The organism is Shewanella inventionis (assembly GCF_019931735.1).
GTDB classification, from domain to species: Bacteria; Pseudomonadota; Gammaproteobacteria; order Enterobacterales; family Shewanellaceae; genus Shewanella; species Shewanella inventionis.
This window is the reverse complement of sequence record NZ_CP082926.1, coordinates 3,913,572-3,931,321: the sequence shown is the minus strand read 5'-3', so window position 1 is coordinate 3,931,321 and position 17,750 is coordinate 3,913,572. Positions and strand designations below refer to the sequence as shown.

Genomic DNA, 17,750 nt, shown 5'->3' with positions numbered 1-17,750 from the left:
CGATCGCAAATATTAAAGTAGTTGCTTACCTGCGACATCAATTTTGCTGTGACCAATGACATCATAACCCGACAATAACCAGTGTAATTGTTGCTCTGTTAATGTCATGGTGGGTGACATGAGTTTTGGCCATTTGAACTTATGTTTATCTAATCGCTTATACCACAGCGCAAAGCCGGTATTATCCCAATAAAGCAGTTTGAGCTTGTCACGGCCTTTATTGCAAAACACAAATAGCGCACCACTGAGCACTGGGAGTTCAAGCTCAGCTTCCACTAAGGCGGCTAACCCATTAATCGATTTACGAAAATCGACCACATCGGCACATAAATAAACGGTGGGCACATCAACAAACATCTTCATGCCATTAGCCCTTTAATAATGGCAACGATATCGGTCGTTGCTAAATCTGCTGGTAGGGTGAGTTGGCCGGTGCGGGTATCAAACTGCAGTGCATTTTGATGAGTGTACTCGCAGACGTCAGTGGTGGTTTGTTTTAGTTGAATAAAGCGTGATGATGTAGCGCGCTTTGGTAAGGTTGTTTTTTGCTGGTTCTCAGCCTGTAAAGCACGTTGTTTATAATAAGTGGTAATCGAGACATTATGATGTTGGCAGAATTCAACATTAGTGCCTTTGAAATTGCTGCGCTGCTGAAGTAAACCGAGCCACTGTGCCGCTGTTCTGTATGTTTTCATCACCTGCTCCAAATTTATCATTGAGCAGGTATTTTCAAATAGGCAGATTAATGATGCGAGGTGTGGTTCGCTAGACGGTTACGTAAGAGAAACGATAGCCTGAGAATAAACCACACCGCGACATCGCTTTGCTTTGATCTCGGATATTTTCTTATTAAAGCCGACTTAACTCTACTGTATATGAAAGCCTAATGGGTCAGTGTAATCGTCATTTAGAGAGGGTTGTTTGCGGGGGGGGGAGTAGATCAATTTATTCATAATATCGGATGGTTTTTACCGAAACCTGGGCAATTGATGCCAATTCACTAATTTTCAACTTGACCTTCCAGTAGCTGTAACCTTTAAGCTCAATCATATCATTTTTAGATCATGTGTTGTTATAAGGAAGTTGTATGTTTAGCTATTGTGCTACGGCATCGTTAGTTTTGTCGCTAAGTGTTGTGGGGATAAGTCACGCAAGTGATGAGGTGCATTTGATTAACACGTCTAAGCAACACGCCTCAGACTCTCATGATGAACGTCATGCAGATGCTGATCATCATGAGCAGGGGCATGAAGATGAGCATGAACACGAAGAAGAAATGGAAACCATTGTGATACAAGCTACCCGTTCAGGCCGAATTGCCGATGAACAGCCTATCCGTGTAGAAGTGGTTAACCGCGAAGAAATTGAAGAAAAAGCGGCAATGAGACCTGGCAACATTTCTATGCTGGTGGCTGAAACTGGCGGGGTGAGATTACAAACCACATCACCAGCGCTGGGCAGTGCCAATATTCGCTTACAAGGTTTGTATGGTCGCTATACCCAATTACTGGCTGATGGTTTACCGCTTTATGGTAACCAAGCGGCATCGATTGGTTTGTTGCAAGTGCCGCCAACAGATTTAAGCCGTGTTGAAATTATTAAAGGCTCGGCATCATCGCTTTATGGTGGGTCTGCGCTTGGTGGAGTGATTAACCTTGTTTCTCGCACGCCTGGCGATGAATTAAGTGGTGAAGTATTGGTCAATGGTACCACTCGCAATGGTCAGGATGTCACCACCTATGTGGAGTCGCCACTGAGCCAGAATGTCAAAGGGTCGATTACCGCTGGGGCGCATTATCAAGACGAGCAAGATATTGACGACGATGGCTGGATCGATCTGGCAGGGTATGAGCGCTATACCGTGCGTCCTCGATTATTTTGGGAAGGTGAAGCGGGACAAACATTGTATGTCACCAGCGGTTATATGACCGAAGATCGCACTGGAGGGACTCTCGGTGATAATACGGTAGCCGATGGCACCTTATTTGAGCAATCACAAGATTCAGAAAGGCTTGATGGCGGCTTGGTGTTTACCATGCCGTTATTAGAGACCTTAACCATGACCACACGCGGCTCGGCGATGGTGCAAGATCATGTGCATGTTTATGGTACTGAAATTGAAGAAGATCAACATGAGAGTTATTTATTTGAAAACAGTATTGCAGGTTACACAGACAACAGTGATTGGGTGGTTGGTTTAGCGTATCAATCTGAAGTCTTTAGCTCAGATACTTTCCCTGAGTTTGATTATTCTTACGACGTTCCCGGCGCGTTTGCCCAGCTTGATTATGAATTAACCGATCAAATCACCACCTCTTACAGTGCGCGCATTGATGAACACAGCGAATACGGTACGCAATTTAGTCCAAGAGTGTCAGTGCTTTATCGCCCAAATGACTTAACCATAAGAGGCTCTTATGGTGAAGGCTATTTTGCCCCAACACCCTTTGTAGAAGAGATTGAGGCCGCTGGTTTATCAAGGCTCGCGCCTATTGATAACTTGCAAGAAGAACGCGCTAAAACAGCGTCGCTTGATTTTACTTATCGTTTTGATGATGTAGAAACCAGTTTGACCTTGTTTGGCTCCAATGTGGATAACGTCACTACGTTAGAGTCTTTCTCTAACAACAGCAACGGCACATTAGACGCCGTGAGATTAGTCAATGCATCTGGTGAAAGCCAAATTCGCGGCTCTGAAGTGTTGCTACGTTATTATTTGGGCGATGTTAAACTCACGGCAAGCTATTTATATTTAGATGCAAGCGAGGAGTCTCCAGAAGGGACAGGGCGACGAGATATTGCCTTAACCCCAGAACACTCTGGCGGTTTTGTGGCGATGTGGGAGCAACATGGCAACTTTAGAGCAGGTTTTGAGGCCTATTACACAGGTACGCAGCGCGTAAATGATAATCCTTATATTGATGAAACCAATCCCTATTGGCATTTAGGCTTAATGGGTGAGATTACAGTGGGCAGCGTCAGTTGGTTTATTAATTTAGAAAACCTACTCGATGTGAAGCAAACCGACGAACACCCGATGTTGTTGCCTAGTCGCGCGCCTAGCGGCCAATGGACCACTGATATTTGGTCACGTAACGATGGCTTTATTGCTAACGCAGGCATCAGAGTTAAATTTGGCCATTAACTTGTCATCTCACCGCTGAAATGTCATTGATTGTTGTTGGGTGTTGTCATGCTTTACCTATCTCAATCTCTGCCATGGGTAACAATGCTTGATATGCTGAGGCTAACGCTTGTTTGGCCTCATAATCGCCGTGAACGATACGAATGTGTTTAGGTTTATGGTGCATGAGTTTAACAAAGTTGATGAGGTTGTGTTGGTCTGCGTGGGCAGAATACCCGCTAATGGTATGAATGCTCGCTTTAATGTCGATACGTTGTTCATCAATATACACATAGCCGCCTTGAGGTCCGTATTGTTGGATGTCTTGCCCAGTGGTGCCTTTGGCTTGATAGCCGACAAATAATACGTCGGTAGTGGCCTTGGGTAAAAAGCGGCTAAGATAATTGCTAATACGGCCACCGGTGCACATACCCGATGCGGCAATGATGATGGCGGGTTTGTTGACTGAGTCTAGATAGTTGATCACCGCTAGGTGATCCTGATGGCTGTCGATGGTGGTGAGTTGTGCAAAATCGAGTGGATGACGGCCTTGTGACAGTTTTCGCTTGGCCTCTTTGTCCCACAAATCCTTAAATGCACGGTACTGTTGAGTAAAATTGGCCGCCATGGGGGAGTCGACAATAATGTCGATATGTTGCCACATGGGGTTGTGCTTGTTGCGATAAATAATGTGCTCAAACTCGTATAACAACTCTTGTGTACGGCCAATGCTGAAAGCTGGGATGAGCACAACGCCATTATCCTTAACCGCTTTTTCAATAATCTCTTTGAGTTGTTTACTGCGATCTTTACGGCCTTGATGGTTTTTATCACCGTAGGTTGACTCAATCACTAGAGTATCGGCTCGGTAAGGGCTTTTGGGGCTTGCCAGTAATGGGGCGTAGGTTGCGCCTAAGTCACCTGAAAAAACCACTCTGTGTTTATAATTTGGCCCTTTAAGGTCAAGCTCAACATAGGCCGAGCCTAAAATATGCCCCTCAGGTTTAAACTTAAGCTTAATTTGCTTAACAGGTTGAGTCGCATTGCTGCTGAGGTTTATCGGCAATGAAACCCACTGGTTATAGTCTACCGGCACAATGAGTTTATTCAGCTGGTTTAAACAGGCCTGGATCAGCTTTTGGTCGCGAGTCACGCCCACTTTTAATGCATCTTCAATTACTAAAGGCAATAACGACGCCGTTGCTGTTGTGGCGTAAATCGGTTGCTTAAAACCGGCTGCGAGTAGGTAGGGGATCCGGCCAACATGATCGATATGACTATGGGTGACGATTAACGCTTTGATGGTGTCGATGTTAAAGTCTATTTGCAGTTGGTTTGCAGAGTTTTTACCTGCAGTTTCCGCTCCTTGAAATAACCCGCAATCAATAAGATAACTGCTTGGAAGTTGTGGGTTGATATCGAGCTGATGACAAGAGCCCGTTACCCCATTAACTGCGCCATGATGAATAATCTGCATATTAATCCTTTAATTGAATCAGGTCCGGTTAGATAACTTATACCATTGCGCGTTAGTAAATGCTCTCTCAGCGAGAATTTAAAAGGGCTTAAACAAGGCGTATGACTGAATGAATAGTTATTCTCTTTTGAAGTCATGCAACGCAGTGTAAGCCCTTTTAAAACTCGCCTGAAAGGAATGCCCCAGCCGCTTTTGCTCTGCGTTCTCGCTATTTGAAAGGCGTTTATTATCCGAGCTCAGGTTACATTGCGACGTCTTAATCAAAAACCGCTGGACGCATTCTGAGTGTTCACTTATTAATGCGGAATGGTATTAGCTGTAGAGTAGTGATTTAGCGATAACAAGCGCTTACAAACTAAGTCGACGATTTTGAATTAATCCCTTGTGTGTTGTGGTCGTTATTATCCTGTTGTTGATATAATCAGCTTAATTTCTGGCTTATGTTCGATGGATTGCTGATGTTAGTGTTTAACTGTACCAAAGCGGCTGCAGAATTTTTTAGTGTGACTCGCAAAGGCGAAGTGTTGTCTTGTTTAGAAGCCGCACCGCATAAAACCATTGCAGAGTCAGTCGCTGCGCCTGTTTTTCCCTTAGATGTTGAACCACAAGAACACGATGGCACTCAATGGCATTGGGTGGTGCACTGTGTCACCGTTAAACGCAAAAAATACTTATTAGTGATGGATTATGTTAGCCGTTATTGCTTGATTTTTTTGGCGACAAAAAAGGGTGATGAAATCGATTTTCTCAATATGTTCGAGAAAATGATGGTGTCGAACTTTATGTTTTTAGCCAATAAAAAAGGCGTGGACAGTGTCGAGGCTGATTTAGCCTTAGCACGATACCACGATAAATTTATTACCTGTGCATTTCATCCGCGAGGCGATCGCAGCGTTCAAGGGCATTTAAACGAGGTTGCTTGGCACTTAGAGCAACAATGTTATGAAGATGGAATGTTGGTAATGCCCAACGAATTTATTGATTTTAGCGTTTTTATGGGTAAATTCCCTCGAAATGCAAAAGGGCGCAGTAGCCACTTTTTTGCTAATGATGTGTTTATCGATAGCTGGTTACACGATCTTGATATTGAAGACGGCCCGGTAGACACCACTAACCTGGTTTACCTCAGCGATTATAGAAAATAGACACAGTTATTTGATTAATAATCCACTAAAAATAATTAACTGGCCTATTAAAATTGATTTAATACAAGCTGGTTTTTACAAACAAAAGGACGTGCAATGAAAGCTTTTTCTCTGGTGTTAACCAGTTTAGCCATGGCAGTTTCAGGCATGGCATTTGGCGTCGACATTGACGCAAAATACATTCAACGTATTGGTCCGGTAACACAAGTTTCTGCTACGGCGTTATCTAAAAGTGCTCAAGCCGATGCCTTGCGTGCCAATGTGGTGGCGAAGCTCAGCCAAGAGCAGCAGGGCGATAAGCTTAAGCTATTTAACCAAACGCTTTCGTGGCAAGCTGCGACAGCCAAAGCAGAAGGTGAGGGGTGGTTAGCCTATCGTTTGCCGGTTTCTACACAGCGCTTTACGCAAGGTACATTAACCGTTAAAGGCCTTGAAAACCCGCAGGTATATCTTAACGGTCAGCTAGTAAAATCAGCCGACAAGGTCGAGCTTGAATTCGCCAACGGTGATTATCAACTCATGTTGCTTGCAGATGGCTTACAAAAAGACATGTCTTTTAGTCTGGATTGGCAAGGTAAAAGCGATGTTGATGAACTCGATTTCAGCGCGCAAAAATCACAACGCGTATCGGCAGAGCAGCTTTTTGACTCAAAGGTCATCAGCAACTTAATCTTATCGCCTAATGGTAAATATTTACTGCAATCAACCATTGAATACCAAGCGGCACAGGGCGATAAGCCTATCCAAGTGACAGAGCTGCGCAAATTGCCAGACAACAGCGTGATTTATCGCTGGCAAGATAGCCGCCCGAGCAGTGCGGTGTGGTCTGATGATTCAAAACACCTCGCGTTTGTGGCTAACAAACAAATTCAGTTATTCAATGTCGCTGATTTAAGCATCGATATTGCCGCCACTGAGCTTGAAAATATTTCGGGCTTACAGTGGTTTGGTGACAGCTTATTGTTTAGTTGGGAAAAGCCGTTTAAAGCCGATGACAAAGCCACCTCTAAACGTTTCCAAGCACTAGAAGATCGTTGGAGCTATTGGCGTAACAACAGTCAACTTTATCAATTAGATGTGGGTTCGGGTTTTATTCGTCAACTTACTGACAACAGCATCACCAGTTCGCTGTTAGACAGTAACGCCGATAAAGGCACCTTGTTGCTCACTCGTTCACCTGTCGATTACAAACAACCCGCTCATGACATCACCCAGCTAATCGAACTTAATGTCGCGGATTTAAGCGAAACTCTGATTGGTGAATATCGCAGCTTCAGTGGCGCATTATACGCCGATGATGGCATGTACATCACCGCTGGTCCGCGCTTTATGGATGGCATGGGTATGCAAAACCCCAATATTGAGGTCAATGATTATGACGGCCAGTTATATTGGCGTGATGCTAAAGGTAATGTTAATGCATTAAGCAAAGACTTTGATCCAGCCATTGGTAGCATGACTAAGCTTGAAAATAATGATTTATTGGTAACGGTTACCGAGGGCGATCGCTCACCGCTTTACTTATTTGATAAGCGTAAAGGCCGTTTTAGCCAAATCGATACAGGTGTCGATATGGTAGATGGCTTTAGTGTGGCTGCAAAACAATCAACACCGACGTTAGTCTTTGCTGGCACCTCGGCAACCTCGCCACAAAAAGCTTACAGCATGTCGCTTAATTCAAGCCGTAAACAAGTGTTATTCGACAGCCAAAAGCAAAGCTATGCCGATACGCGTTTCGGTAAGATTGAAGATTTCGATTTTACTAACAAGCATGGACATAACATTGACGGCCGCGTGTATTTACCTGCCGATTTTGATGCCAATAAAAAGTACCCTGCATTGGTGTACTATTATGGCGGCACGTCACCGGTTGGACGTCACTTTACTGGACGTTGGCCCTTTAACTTGTGGGCCGCGCAAGGCTATGTGGTGTATGTGTTGCAACCTAATGGCGCAACCGGCTACGGCCAGGCATTCAGCGGACGTCATGTTAATGCCTGGGGCAAGTACAGCGCAGACGACATTATTGAAGGCACTAAAGCATTCTTAAATGCCCACAGTTATGTTGATGCAAAACGTGTGGGCAACATGGGCGCGTCGTATGGCGGTTTTATGACCATGTACTTAGCCACACAAACGGATATCTTTGCGGCGTCAATGTCACATGCAGGGATCAGTAATTTGTCATCTTACTGGGGCCATGGCTGGTGGGGTTATGGGTATTCTGGGGTGGCGAGTCGTGGAAGTTTCCCGTGGAATAACCAAGCGCTTTATGTTGAGCAAAGCCCGCTTTACCATGCAGACAAAATCACTACGCCGTTATTACTTATTCACGGTAATGCCGACACCAACGTACCTGTAGGTGAAAGCCATTACATGTATACCGCGCTTAAGTTATTAGGTAAAGAAGTTGAGCTGGTGGAGTTTAACGATCAAGACCATCACATCAATACTCGCCAGGCGCGTTTTGATTGGTGGAACACCACCATGGCCTGGTTTGATATGAAACTTAAAGATGAGCCACAATGGTGGAACAGTCTTTACCCTGAAACGGCTGACAAGTAGTCGTTAACCTTGGTTTCTCATAACAGCTCTGTAATGTAGGGCTGTTATGTTTCTATTCGCTTGAGATAGTGTTACCGATTTTTAGTGCAAAATGCCATAGACGTCTTATTACGGTAAAAGTATGAAACAATAAAAATGGCATTGGTATTAAAGATACACCTAGCATTTAGTATTGATGTTGATGTTGGCTATAATATCGACAATAGAGGTAATTCATTTTATGGCGATTAAGTGAATGCTTATTTTGCGCTAATAATGTAACTCCATTTATGCTTATGATAATTAATACTTTATTTTTAATGTATCTACCTTGAGTGTTTATATGCCTAATCAAAAACACAACACGGATGACAAAAAACCGGTCACTATAGGTGTATCTGGGGGCTTTAATGACTATCAGGTTGTGCATGCGATAATACCAGAGCATGTAACGGAAAATGATGAGTTAGCAGATCAAACGGTTAATCAGAGCCTGTCAAATCTTGTCATTACTGACCAACTTGATGAGCAACATGAAACGACGGACTTTACCGAAGTGAGTGTTGAGCTTGAAATCATCGATCCCGAGGTATTATGTCGCAGGGATAAGATAGTATATATTTTATACTTAAAACGTGGTTTTAATGCAGTAGATTTACTTCACTATCTCACTTCTTCTTTGCCATTTTCTATAGAAATGATTATCAGTGACATAAAATCTTTAAAATCCCCCGAAGCGTTCAAAACACATAAACGCCGAGTGAAAGAAAGCTTAATTAACACCCGTAAGCGTAAAATCGCATTGAAGCTTCAAGGCGTTCGTGCCATTAACGCTGCAATGGAGCAATCTGTGAGATTTGATAGTGATATGCTAGTCAGCTTATCCATTCGGTATGAGTACACTCCAAAACAAATCGTAGATGAAATCCTCAAATATAAAAAGCTTTCTACACAAGTCGCAATCAATAAAGATAAAAACTATAGCGCCCCTTTAATCCGCGCATTAATAAAATATGCAAAACTAAACATACAGTATTGAGAGATGTTGAATGTATGTAAGGAACCTGCCTGGGCTGAAAAGCACAATGTAGAACTGAAATTTATTCAGCCTGGCAATCCATAGCAGAATGCCTATGTAGAACGCTATAATCGGACTGTGCGATACGAATGGCTGAGCCAATATCTTTGGGCTAGTATTGCCGAGATACAGGAGTATGCGACACAATGGCTATGGTTTTATAACAATGAAAGACCCAATACTGCAATTGCTGGTGTTCCACCAAAGCAAAAACTGGCACTAGTGGCCTAAGTCTCTACTTTTGATCTCAGCTAAAAATGGGGATATTACCCATTGAATCGATCTGGTCCGTGACAAAATCAGCTTCAAGGGTAATCAATGTGTATTTTAAACCGCTGCTAACAGCGAAATGTCTTTCGGTTAATGTTGTGTAGCAATAAATACACAACACCGCGGTATGTCATGTTAATCGTTAGCCTGTTTTTTGTTCCAATAAACCGCGCACATTTATCTTCGTATATTATAAATATTAATTCGGCTTGGCCAAATGCAATGGGTCGAGTATCGCTTTGAGTTTCTCTTCGTCCAAATCGGTTTCTTCAAGTGCAATGGCTAATACTGATTTATGTTCTTTATCTGCACGTTTAGCAATTTTTGCGGCCATATCGTAACCCACCACGGAATTAAGTGCGGTCGCCAGAATAGGATTTTTCTCCAATGCCTGGGTTAAATGTTCTACATTGGGGCTAAACTCGGCAAACACTTTGTCGGTCATGGCTTGGCAGGCATGGGTTAATAAATCAATACTGGACAGTAGCTTGTCGGCAATCAGTGGCAACATCACATTCAATTGAAAATTACCCGATTGTGCTGCGATGGTAATGGTAGTTTCATTGCCAATGACTTCAGCGGCAATCATGGCTACCGCTTCTGGGATCACGGGATTAACCTTACCGGGCATTATCGATGAGCCGGGTTGCAGCGCAGTTAAGCTAATTTCTTGTAACCCTGCTAAAGGCCCTGAGTTCATCCAGCGTAAATCATTTGCGATTTTCAATAACGTAACCGCTAACCCTTTGAGCGCCGAAGCCATGGCTAAGGTGTGGTCTTGGCTACTCATATATAACGCAGGCATTATCGCCGCCTGCCAAGGGATTTTATCTTGCTGTTGTAAATTATCACATGCAAGTTTGGCAAAATTGGGGTCACAATTAACGCCAGTGCCAACCGCTGTGCCGCCCAATGGCAATTGATGCAGGCTCAGCTCAACTTGCTGAATTCGAGCTTGAGCACTGTTTAGCTGTTGTTGCCAACATTGCAGTTCTTGGCCAAGGGTAATCGGCATGGCGTCCATTAAATGGGTGCGACCGGTTTTGACTGTATTGGAATACTCATCGGCCAAAAACGCTAATCTGTCATTCAAGCCCTTAATAGCCGGATACAATAAGCCCTTTAACTGCCTCACCGTACTCATATGAATACAGGCAGGCACCACATCGTTGCTGCTTTGCCCCATATTGACATGATCATTGGGGTGAACCTTTGCCTGCAAAATATCGCTGGCGAGGCTGGCAATGACTTCATTAACATTCATATTAGAACTGGTACCAGAGCCTGTTTGGAACAAATCAATCGGAAAATGCTGCGAAAAATCAAGCTTCTTAGCGGCGATAATGGCTTGTTGAATTGCTTTGGCTATAGCGCTATCTAACAAATCGAGTTGGCTATTAGCCTGTGCTGCAGCTGATTTTATGTCGAGTAGGGCGAGTATCGCTGGTGTCGGAAAGCGCCGATCAGAAAACTGAAAGTTATCTCGTGCGCGTTGAGTTTGCGCCTGATAATAAACCTCATCTGGCACCTGTACTTTTCCCATACTGTCATATTCTATACGCATCTTACTCATAAGGTTTCCGACTCGATTTTTGATTTGGATATGTTAGTGTGTTCACTAAGCTTAGCATGAAGTGCCAATAAACGTTTATAGGGAGATCAGTAATGAACCATTCTATGCAATTATTGAAACAGCTTGAAAGTAATGGAAAAACTTTTCGGTATTACAGCTTTGATCGATTAGCTGAACACTACGACTTAACCCGCTTACCCTTTGCGGCAAAAATATTATTAGAAAATCTACTGCGTTACGAAAAGTCAGATTTTGTCCAGCCAGAGGATATTGAAACCTTAGCCCGCTGGGATCTGGATAACTGGTCAGAAACCGAAATTGCTTTTGTTCCTTCTCGAGTCATTCTACAAGATTTTACCGGTGTACCTTCAGTGGTCGATTTAGCCGCTATGCGTGATGCAATCGTGACATTGGGCGGCAATGCCGACGCGATTAATCCACTGAATCCGGTAGAGCTGGTGATTGACCACTCAGTGATGGTCGATGTGTTTGCCGAAACAGGAGCACTGCAAAAAAATACCGCCATTGAGATTCAACGAAACCGCGAACGATATCAGTTTTTGCGTTGGGGTCAGCAAGCCTTCGACAACTTTAAAGTAGTACCGCCAGGGCGCGGTATCGTGCATCAAATCAATCTGGAATATCTGGCGAGAGTGGTTTTTGTTAAAGAGGATGACGATAACCTATTGTATCCAGACACCTTAGTCGGAACAGATTCTCATACTACTATGATCAACGGTTTGGGAGTATTGGGTTGGGGAGTGGGCGGCATTGAGGCTGAGGCCGCGATGTTAGGCCAACCCGTGACCATGTTGTTACCCGAAATTGTCGGATTTGAGTTTGTCGGTAAATTGCCCCCAGGAGTTACCGCTACCGATCTGGTGTTAACGGTAACCGAACAGCTGCGCTCATTTGGCGTGGTAGGTAAGTTTGTTGAGTTTTTTGGTGCTGGTGTTGATCAATTAACCCTAGCCGATAGAGCGACCATTGCCAATATGGCGCCAGAATACGGTGCGACTTGTGGCATTTTCCCGATTGACCAACAAACGTTAGATTACCTCAAGCTTACCGGTCGTGATCCAGAGCGTATCGCGCTGATCAAAGCGTATCTTAAACAGATGGGCATGTGGGCTAGCGCATCCGACAACAAAGCCTGTTATCACGCGAGCTTACAACTGGATTTAGGCAGTATTGTGCCTTCTATTGCTGGCCCCAAAAGGCCACAAGACAGAATTGCACTTGAACAAGCAGGAGTCAGTTTCCGCCAATGGTTGGATAGTCAAATCCCTGTGAGCCACATCGACGCCGAAGGTAAAGACGAGTTGGCAAGCGAGGGTGGTCCATCGGTGCAAGTCCCCGTTGCCGATGGCAGTACTGGTGTTGCTTGTCGTTATCGAGATAAAGACTTTGTACTGGAAGCCGGCGCGGTGGTGATAGCGGCGATAACCAGTTGTACTAATACCTCTAATCCATCGGTGTTAATCGCCGCCGGATTATTGGCCCGAAATGCGCGTAAAAAAGGCTTACAGGTTAAACCTTGGGTGAAAACCAGCTTTGCACCTGGCTCACAGGTAGTGACGGATTATTTAATAAAATCGGGTCTTAATGTTGATTTAGATGCCTTAGGTTTTCAGTTGGTTGGCTACGGTTGTACCACTTGTATTGGTAATTCTGGTCCATTGCCTCAACCCGTCAGCGAAGCGATACAACAGGGCAGGTTAAAGGTGTGTTCGGTGTTGTCGGGCAACCGTAACTTTGATGGCCGCATTCATCCAGAAGTACAAGCCAATTACTTAGCATCGCCGCCGCTGGTGGTTGCTTATGCATTGGCCGGAAATATGAAAGCCGATATGGTTACTGAGCCATTGGGTGAAGATGCTGATGGTAATGCGGTGTATTTAAAAGATATCTGGCCAGACAATCAGGAAATTCAACAGGTCATGGCCAGCGCGGTACAAAGTGAGATGTTTGTTTCCCGCTATGCCGATGTATATAGCGGCGATGCAGACTGGCAAGGGCTCGAGGTAGTACAAAGCCAAAAATATAACTGGCCCGACTCCACCTATGTTAAACAGCCGCCATTTTTTGATGGGATCAGTGCTGAAGTACCTAACATTATGGCTATCGACAATGCCCGTTGTTTGCTTAAATTAGGTGATTCGGTTACTACCGATCATATATCACCTGCTGGCTCTATTGCACCCAACAGCCCTGCCGGAGACTATTTACAGCAAGCTGGAGTCGCCATTAAAGACTTTAACTCTTACGGTTCACGCCGTGGCAACCATGAAGTCATGATGCGCGGCACCTTTGCCAATGTAAGGCTAAGAAACCTGCTGGCACCGGGGACCGAAGGCTGCTGGACACGTTTAATGCCTAACGGTGAGTCGATGACGGTATTTGATGCCGCTATGCAGTATCAAAAACAAGGTACGCCTTGCATTGTGCTGGCAGGTAAAGAATATGGTACTGGCAGCTCGCGAGACTGGGCGGCAAAAGGGCCTGCACTGTTGGGCGTTAAAGCGGTTATAGCACAAAGTTATGAGCGTATTCACCGTTCTAATTTGGTAGGAATGGGCATCTTGCCACTGCAGTTTATGCCTGATGACAGTGCAGAATCACTAAACCTCACAGGTGAAGAACAATTTAGTATTCCTGCGGTAAGCGCCGAACAGAAAACCGTTAAGGTATCAGTGACCGACAAAGCGGGTAAGCAACATTCGTTTGAAGCTACAATTCGGATCGATACCCCTAATGAGTTTAGTTATTACCAACATGGCGGCATCTTGCATTATGTATTACGAAACCTAGCGAAGTAATACCCATATTAATCTTATTAACAAGGTCATGTTTAATGTTGGCCTTGTTAATAAATTGATTTTTAAGGCGCTTATATTAAACCCAAACATGAGTGGGGAGGTGTGAGCTCCGCACATGTTTGGTTTATCTCTTAACGAACAGTGACACTATTAAGTAAGCCATGTCTAAGTAAGCCATGTTGTACATGATGTCGTTATCTGGTCAATAAAGCCTAATAATACCACTGCACAGCGTCTCGCGGGACAATCGTATTTACGTCGGATGAACCCGATTTCGACCTAAAGTTTTGGCTTGATACAAACATTTATCGGCATTGTTAATCAGCTCATCGATAGTTTGATCTTCAGCAAGCTGTGATATGCCAATACTGATGGTGACGCGGATCTGATGTTTAACAAAGTGAATGGTATATTGCTCAACACTGCTACGGATTTTCTCTGCAATGACGCTCGCTTGCTCTGATGATGTTTGTGGCAGAATAATCAAAAACTCTTCGCCGCCCCAGCGGGCGACACAATCTTGTTGTCTAACGTGTTCTTTAAAGAGGGCTGATAACTCGGTGAGTACCATGTCCCCGCCATTATGGCCGTATTTATCGTTGACCAATTTAAAGTGGTCTAAATCGCACAATAATACTGCTAGCGGTTCATTGTTGCGCTGTAACCTTGATTTCTCTTGTTCTAGAATCGCCGCGGCATTGCGTCTATTCGCCAGTTTGGTGAGTGGATCGTGCATGGCGAGATCTTGGTATTGTTTGCTTAGTTCGAGTGCACTTATATAGGCTTGCATTCTGGAGTATTCATACAGAGCTGATAAAAAGGACATGGTTAAAAACGAAATAATCAGCCTGAGCGAAAATTCATTGCTGTATGGTGCATGCTCAACCCATTGCTGCGGTAAAAATATGATAATGCAGATGATGCATAGGAACAGAGATAAATTAATTAAGCCGTGACGCAAACCCAATACGTAAACCGATACTGGCGCGACAATGAAAATCCACAGTGGACCTGTTTGGGAAACTCCGCCACTAAACACCAAATAAAACATGAGTAAATACAGCGAGTAAATAATCAATGTGGCACTAATACTGAGATCGAACTTTTTGACAGAAAAGAAGGCGAACAGGTAAGTGATACTGGCCATAAACAGCACGACTGTGAGGGTGGTGTTATTGCCAAATAGGCTGATTAATCCCATCAATAAGGTGATTGACATTCCAACCAATGAAAACAACGAAATAACCCGAGCCTGTTGCTGCTCTGCGGTACTATTTCGGTGTTTTTTGATGAGTGCTAGCAATGCTTAATCCTTTTTTGATTGAAGAGCGAGGCATTAACATCATATAAGATAAGTCACTCAGAAATTGTAAAATGATGCCATGTAAAGCCTTTATTTAGGGTGCCATAAAATAATAGTTTCTCCAATGAAATTTGTAATAAAACGCATTAAAGTGGCTGCCAATGAAAACCAGATAAATAAATGGCATGAGATCTCGAAAGGCATTTTTATTGTGGCTAATGGTTATGTCAGACAGAACCATTAATGCCAACTTCCTTATGTGCAAATAAAGCGTTAAGAAAAGAGAGACTACTCTCTATAGCCAGAGAGCTTATTTCGAATAATGGTTTTGAAGCCTTTACCATTAATGAGCTTGCATCTAAGGAGCAGTTGAGTATTCCTACTGTCCATAATTTATTGGGTAAGAAAAGCAATATTTTTGAACAACTTATTGTTGAAATTGTTGATAATAAGATAATGGGCATTTATCGCACTTATAGTACTTATCGCATTAGTGCTCATTTAACCAGGGGAGTAGCGCGTTGATGGTTTGGATGATGGTATTGGCCGAGTCCGCCTGGTAACCGTATATACGAATGCCAAAAATGACCGTCATCAGCTGTGCTGCGTAAGCTTTAGCCTGTACTTCTGAGTAGGTTAGGCTTAGATATTGGGTATAAATTTTTTCTATGTTGGCTAATTGCTCTGAGGCAAACTTGTATAAACTATTTCCTTGCGATGCCAACTCAAGTTGTGTTTTGATTAAAAAACAGCCGCAGTAATCACACGCTTTTGACTGTTCAATTAAATCAGTCAATATTTGCTTGATACCTTCATTGACGTTCGAGGTATTGGCCATTTTTTGGTGAATTGAGCCAATTGAGGACGAGGCATAGCGAGCTAATGCTTCCTGAAACAGCTTTTCTTTACTTTCAAACTCATGATAAATACTGCCCGGTTTTAATCCTGTCGCTTTAGTAATCTGTTGGACACTTGATGCGGCATAGCCTTGTTGCCAAAATAAAGTAATAACTTTATCTAATACGTCTTCACGTTGATAATTCTTCTTCGCCATAGCGCTTATTCCTAAATCCTACTGCATATTTCAATTAGCCTAGTTGCATGAGTTATCCATAAGGCTTATTTATAATAATAACACCACTTGAATGATTGTTCAAAAAAGCTTGCTTCTAAGCTTGAAAATGATTATCTTGAATGTATATTCAAATAAGAACGATATGAGTTAGTTTGTGCGTGTCGTTGATCATTACAGCTCGCTAGACTCATTATTCAATAGGGATCCTCGTTATGTTAAGGCTCATTTTTGTCGTATTACTGCTCGCTTTATTAAGTGTTACGGCAATCAGTGTGAATGCAGGTGAATTTTCTGTTTTTCGAGAGTTAGATAAACAGCATCCACCGGGTAATATTGCAGTATCTGCGACAGGTCGTGTTTTTATGAGTAATCACCACTTTTATGGTGTGGATGCACGAATTGTAGAGCTTAAGCAAGACGGTACGATAATAGATTATCCTAATCGCGATTTTAATCAAAAGCTTAACCCTGTACTCGGCGTTGTTGTCGATGAAAAAGGGATTTTATGGATGCTTGAAACGGCCACTGGGCATGACCGAGCAGGGCATTTAATCGGTTGGGATACGTTAAATAACCAACTTTATAAAGCAATTGAGTTAACTGCAGCAGTATTGCCGGTTAATTCATTTTTGAATGACTTAGCGGTTGATCGTGATCATGAGGCTATTTACATCAGTGACCCTGCTGGTGGCGATAATGCAGGCTTAATTGTGGTTGATATAACGACAGGTAATGCACGTAGAGTTCTCGATAGCACTGTTTATACACGCCCTGAAGATATCGATGCAGTGATTGATGGCAAAACATTATCGATTGGTGAGCAACCTATCCGTATTGGCGTCGATTCTATTACATTAGATATTCATAATGAATGGGTTTATTTTGGCGCGTTGAGTGGTGAGAAGTTGTATCGCGTGCATACCCAATATTTATTAGATGCTAAAATTTCGGCCAATATGTTGCGTAGCAAAGTAGAGTTTTATGCCAACAAGCCTATCAGTGATGGTATTACAATAGATAACAGCGGTAACATTTATGTCACTGACATGACTCACAATGCTGTTGGGTATATTGATACGGATCGCCAGTACCATATTTTATACCACGACGCTGATAAATTGAGTTGGGCAGACGGTTTTGCCACCACTACTGACGGTAAAATTCTCGTAGCAGTTAATAAATTACACTTATCTCCAGCAGTGAATAACCAAGAAGATAAGAGTGATGGACGTTACTATATTATCCAATTTGATGCCTTAGCAGAGACGACTGTGGGCAGATAATGAATCCCTAATTAACAAAAAGGCTACCTGGGGTAGCCTTTTTTAATGCTCAATAATTA

13 protein-coding genes and 1 pseudogene are annotated in these 17,750 nt (G+C 43.3%); 8 read left to right on the top strand and 6 right to left on the bottom strand.

Annotated features, from left to right (window positions below; all coding sequences use genetic code 11):
- Window positions 1–12: 12 nt before the first annotated feature.
- Together tnpB and K8B83_RS17500 are read right to left on the bottom strand one after the other, a co-directional pair.
- The gene (gene tnpB / locus K8B83_RS17505) at window positions 13–363 is read right to left on the bottom strand and encodes an IS66 family insertion sequence element accessory protein TnpB (RefSeq protein WP_223418489.1); all 351 of its coding nucleotides are present in this window, start codon (window positions 361–363) and stop codon (window positions 13–15) included.
- Entirely contained in the window at window positions 360–695 is a 336-nt protein-coding gene (locus K8B83_RS17500) for an IS66 family insertion sequence element accessory protein TnpB (RefSeq protein WP_223418487.1), read from the bottom strand. Before K8B83_RS17500 ends, tnpB begins: the two co-directional genes overlap by 4 nt.
- 392 nt (window positions 696–1,087) lie before the next feature.
- Here K8B83_RS17500 and K8B83_RS17495 point away from each other — a divergent pair, with 392 nt between their 5' ends.
- Complete coding sequence (locus K8B83_RS17495; RefSeq protein WP_223418485.1) at window positions 1,088–3,145, top strand: TonB-dependent receptor plug domain-containing protein; 2,058 nt, start codon at window positions 1,088–1,090, stop codon at window positions 3,143–3,145.
- Between the two features lie 46 nt (window positions 3,146–3,191).
- On the opposite strand, the gene K8B83_RS17490 is transcribed toward K8B83_RS17495, so the two are convergent.
- The gene (locus K8B83_RS17490) at window positions 3,192–4,601 is read right to left on the bottom strand and encodes an MBL fold metallo-hydrolase RNA specificity domain-containing protein (RefSeq protein WP_223418484.1); all 1,410 of its coding nucleotides are present in this window, start codon (window positions 4,599–4,601) and stop codon (window positions 3,192–3,194) included.
- A gap of 458 nt (window positions 4,602–5,059) precedes the next feature.
- On the opposite strand from K8B83_RS17490, the gene K8B83_RS17485 reads away from it, so the two are divergent.
- From K8B83_RS17485 to K8B83_RS17470, 4 genes and pseudogenes are all read left to right on the top strand, one after another.
- The gene (locus K8B83_RS17485) at window positions 5,060–5,746 is read left to right on the top strand and encodes a DUF6933 domain-containing protein (protein WP_223418482.1); all 687 of its coding nucleotides are present in this window, start codon (window positions 5,060–5,062) and stop codon (window positions 5,744–5,746) included.
- Window positions 5,747–5,842: 96 nt separating this feature from the next.
- Entirely contained in the window at window positions 5,843–8,311 is a 2,469-nt protein-coding gene (locus K8B83_RS17480) for an alpha/beta hydrolase family protein (protein WP_223418480.1), read from the top strand.
- Between the two features lie 322 nt (window positions 8,312–8,633).
- A complete protein-coding gene (locus K8B83_RS17475; RefSeq protein ID WP_223418479.1) occupies window positions 8,634–9,329 on the top strand; it encodes a hypothetical protein in 696 nt (231 codons plus the stop codon).
- A gap of 30 nt (window positions 9,330–9,359) precedes the next feature.
- Window positions 9,360–9,599, top strand: a pseudogene (locus tag K8B83_RS17470) (integrase core domain-containing protein); the annotation flags it as partial.
- A gap of 238 nt (window positions 9,600–9,837) precedes the next feature.
- Here K8B83_RS17470 and K8B83_RS17465 read toward each other — a convergent pair.
- On the bottom strand, window positions 9,838–11,211 hold the full coding sequence (locus K8B83_RS17465) for a lyase family protein (RefSeq protein WP_223418477.1): 1,374 nt from the start codon (window positions 11,209–11,211) through the stop codon (window positions 9,838–9,840).
- 92 nt (window positions 11,212–11,303) lie between these two features.
- Here K8B83_RS17465 and acnA point away from each other — a divergent pair, with 92 nt between their 5' ends.
- The gene (acnA, locus tag K8B83_RS17460) at window positions 11,304–14,030 is read left to right on the top strand and encodes an aconitate hydratase AcnA (protein ID WP_223418475.1); all 2,727 of its coding nucleotides are present in this window, start codon (window positions 11,304–11,306) and stop codon (window positions 14,028–14,030) included.
- Window positions 14,031–14,283: 253 nt separating this feature from the next.
- Here the strand turns inward: acnA and K8B83_RS17455 are convergent, their stop codons facing one another.
- The gene (locus K8B83_RS17455; protein ID WP_223418473.1) at window positions 14,284–15,333 is read right to left on the bottom strand and encodes a GGDEF domain-containing protein; all 1,050 of its coding nucleotides are present in this window, start codon (window positions 15,331–15,333) and stop codon (window positions 14,284–14,286) included.
- A 243-nt stretch (window positions 15,334–15,576) separates the two neighbouring features.
- Between K8B83_RS17455 and K8B83_RS17450 the strand changes: the two genes are divergently transcribed.
- Window positions 15,577–15,858 carry a TetR/AcrR family transcriptional regulator gene (locus K8B83_RS17450; RefSeq protein WP_223418471.1) on the top strand — a complete coding sequence of 94 codons (282 nt, stop codon included), beginning with the start codon at window positions 15,577–15,579 and terminating at the stop codon, window positions 15,856–15,858.
- Here the strand turns inward: K8B83_RS17450 and K8B83_RS17445 are convergent.
- Window positions 15,824–16,387 (bottom strand): TetR/AcrR family transcriptional regulator, encoded by a 564-nt coding sequence (locus tag K8B83_RS17445; RefSeq protein ID WP_188957925.1) that lies wholly within the window; start codon window positions 16,385–16,387, stop codon window positions 15,824–15,826. The two genes, K8B83_RS17450 and K8B83_RS17445, sit on opposite strands and share 35 nt — an antisense overlap.
- Window positions 16,388–16,620: 233 nt before the next feature.
- Between K8B83_RS17445 and K8B83_RS17440 the strand changes: the two genes are divergently transcribed.
- A complete protein-coding gene (locus tag K8B83_RS17440) occupies window positions 16,621–17,691 on the top strand; it encodes a major royal jelly family protein (protein WP_223418469.1) in 1,071 nt (356 codons plus the stop codon).
- Window positions 17,692–17,750: the final 59 nt, after the last annotated feature.

What these genes read in the sequence shown, in the direction of transcription:
- tnpB (WP_223418489.1), bottom strand. Translation starts at nt 363, where the DNA reads ATGAAGATGTTTGTTGATGTGCCCACCGTTTATTTATGTGCCGATGTG.
- K8B83_RS17500 (WP_223418487.1), bottom strand. Translation starts at nt 695, where the DNA reads ATGAAAACATACAGAACAGCGGCACAGTGGCTCGGTTTACTTCAGCAG.
- K8B83_RS17495 (WP_223418485.1), top strand. Translation starts at nt 1,088, where the DNA reads ATGTTTAGCTATTGTGCTACGGCATCGTTAGTTTTGTCGCTAAGTGTT.
- K8B83_RS17490 (WP_223418484.1), bottom strand. Translation starts at nt 4,601, where the DNA reads ATGCAGATTATTCATCATGGCGCAGTTAATGGGGTAACGGGCTCTTGT.
- K8B83_RS17485 (WP_223418482.1), top strand. Translation starts at nt 5,060, where the DNA reads ATGTTAGTGTTTAACTGTACCAAAGCGGCTGCAGAATTTTTTAGTGTG.
- K8B83_RS17480 (WP_223418480.1), top strand. Translation starts at nt 5,843, where the DNA reads ATGAAAGCTTTTTCTCTGGTGTTAACCAGTTTAGCCATGGCAGTTTCA.
- K8B83_RS17475 (WP_223418479.1), top strand. Translation starts at nt 8,634, where the DNA reads ATGCCTAATCAAAAACACAACACGGATGACAAAAAACCGGTCACTATA.
- K8B83_RS17465 (WP_223418477.1), bottom strand. Translation starts at nt 11,211, where the DNA reads ATGAGTAAGATGCGTATAGAATATGACAGTATGGGAAAAGTACAGGTG.
- acnA (WP_223418475.1), top strand. Translation starts at nt 11,304, where the DNA reads ATGAACCATTCTATGCAATTATTGAAACAGCTTGAAAGTAATGGAAAA.
- K8B83_RS17450 (WP_223418471.1), top strand. Translation starts at nt 15,577, where the DNA reads ATGCCAACTTCCTTATGTGCAAATAAAGCGTTAAGAAAAGAGAGACTA.
- K8B83_RS17445 (WP_188957925.1), bottom strand. Translation starts at nt 16,387, where the DNA reads ATGGCGAAGAAGAATTATCAACGTGAAGACGTATTAGATAAAGTTATT.
- K8B83_RS17440 (WP_223418469.1), top strand. Translation starts at nt 16,621, where the DNA reads ATGTTAAGGCTCATTTTTGTCGTATTACTGCTCGCTTTATTAAGTGTT.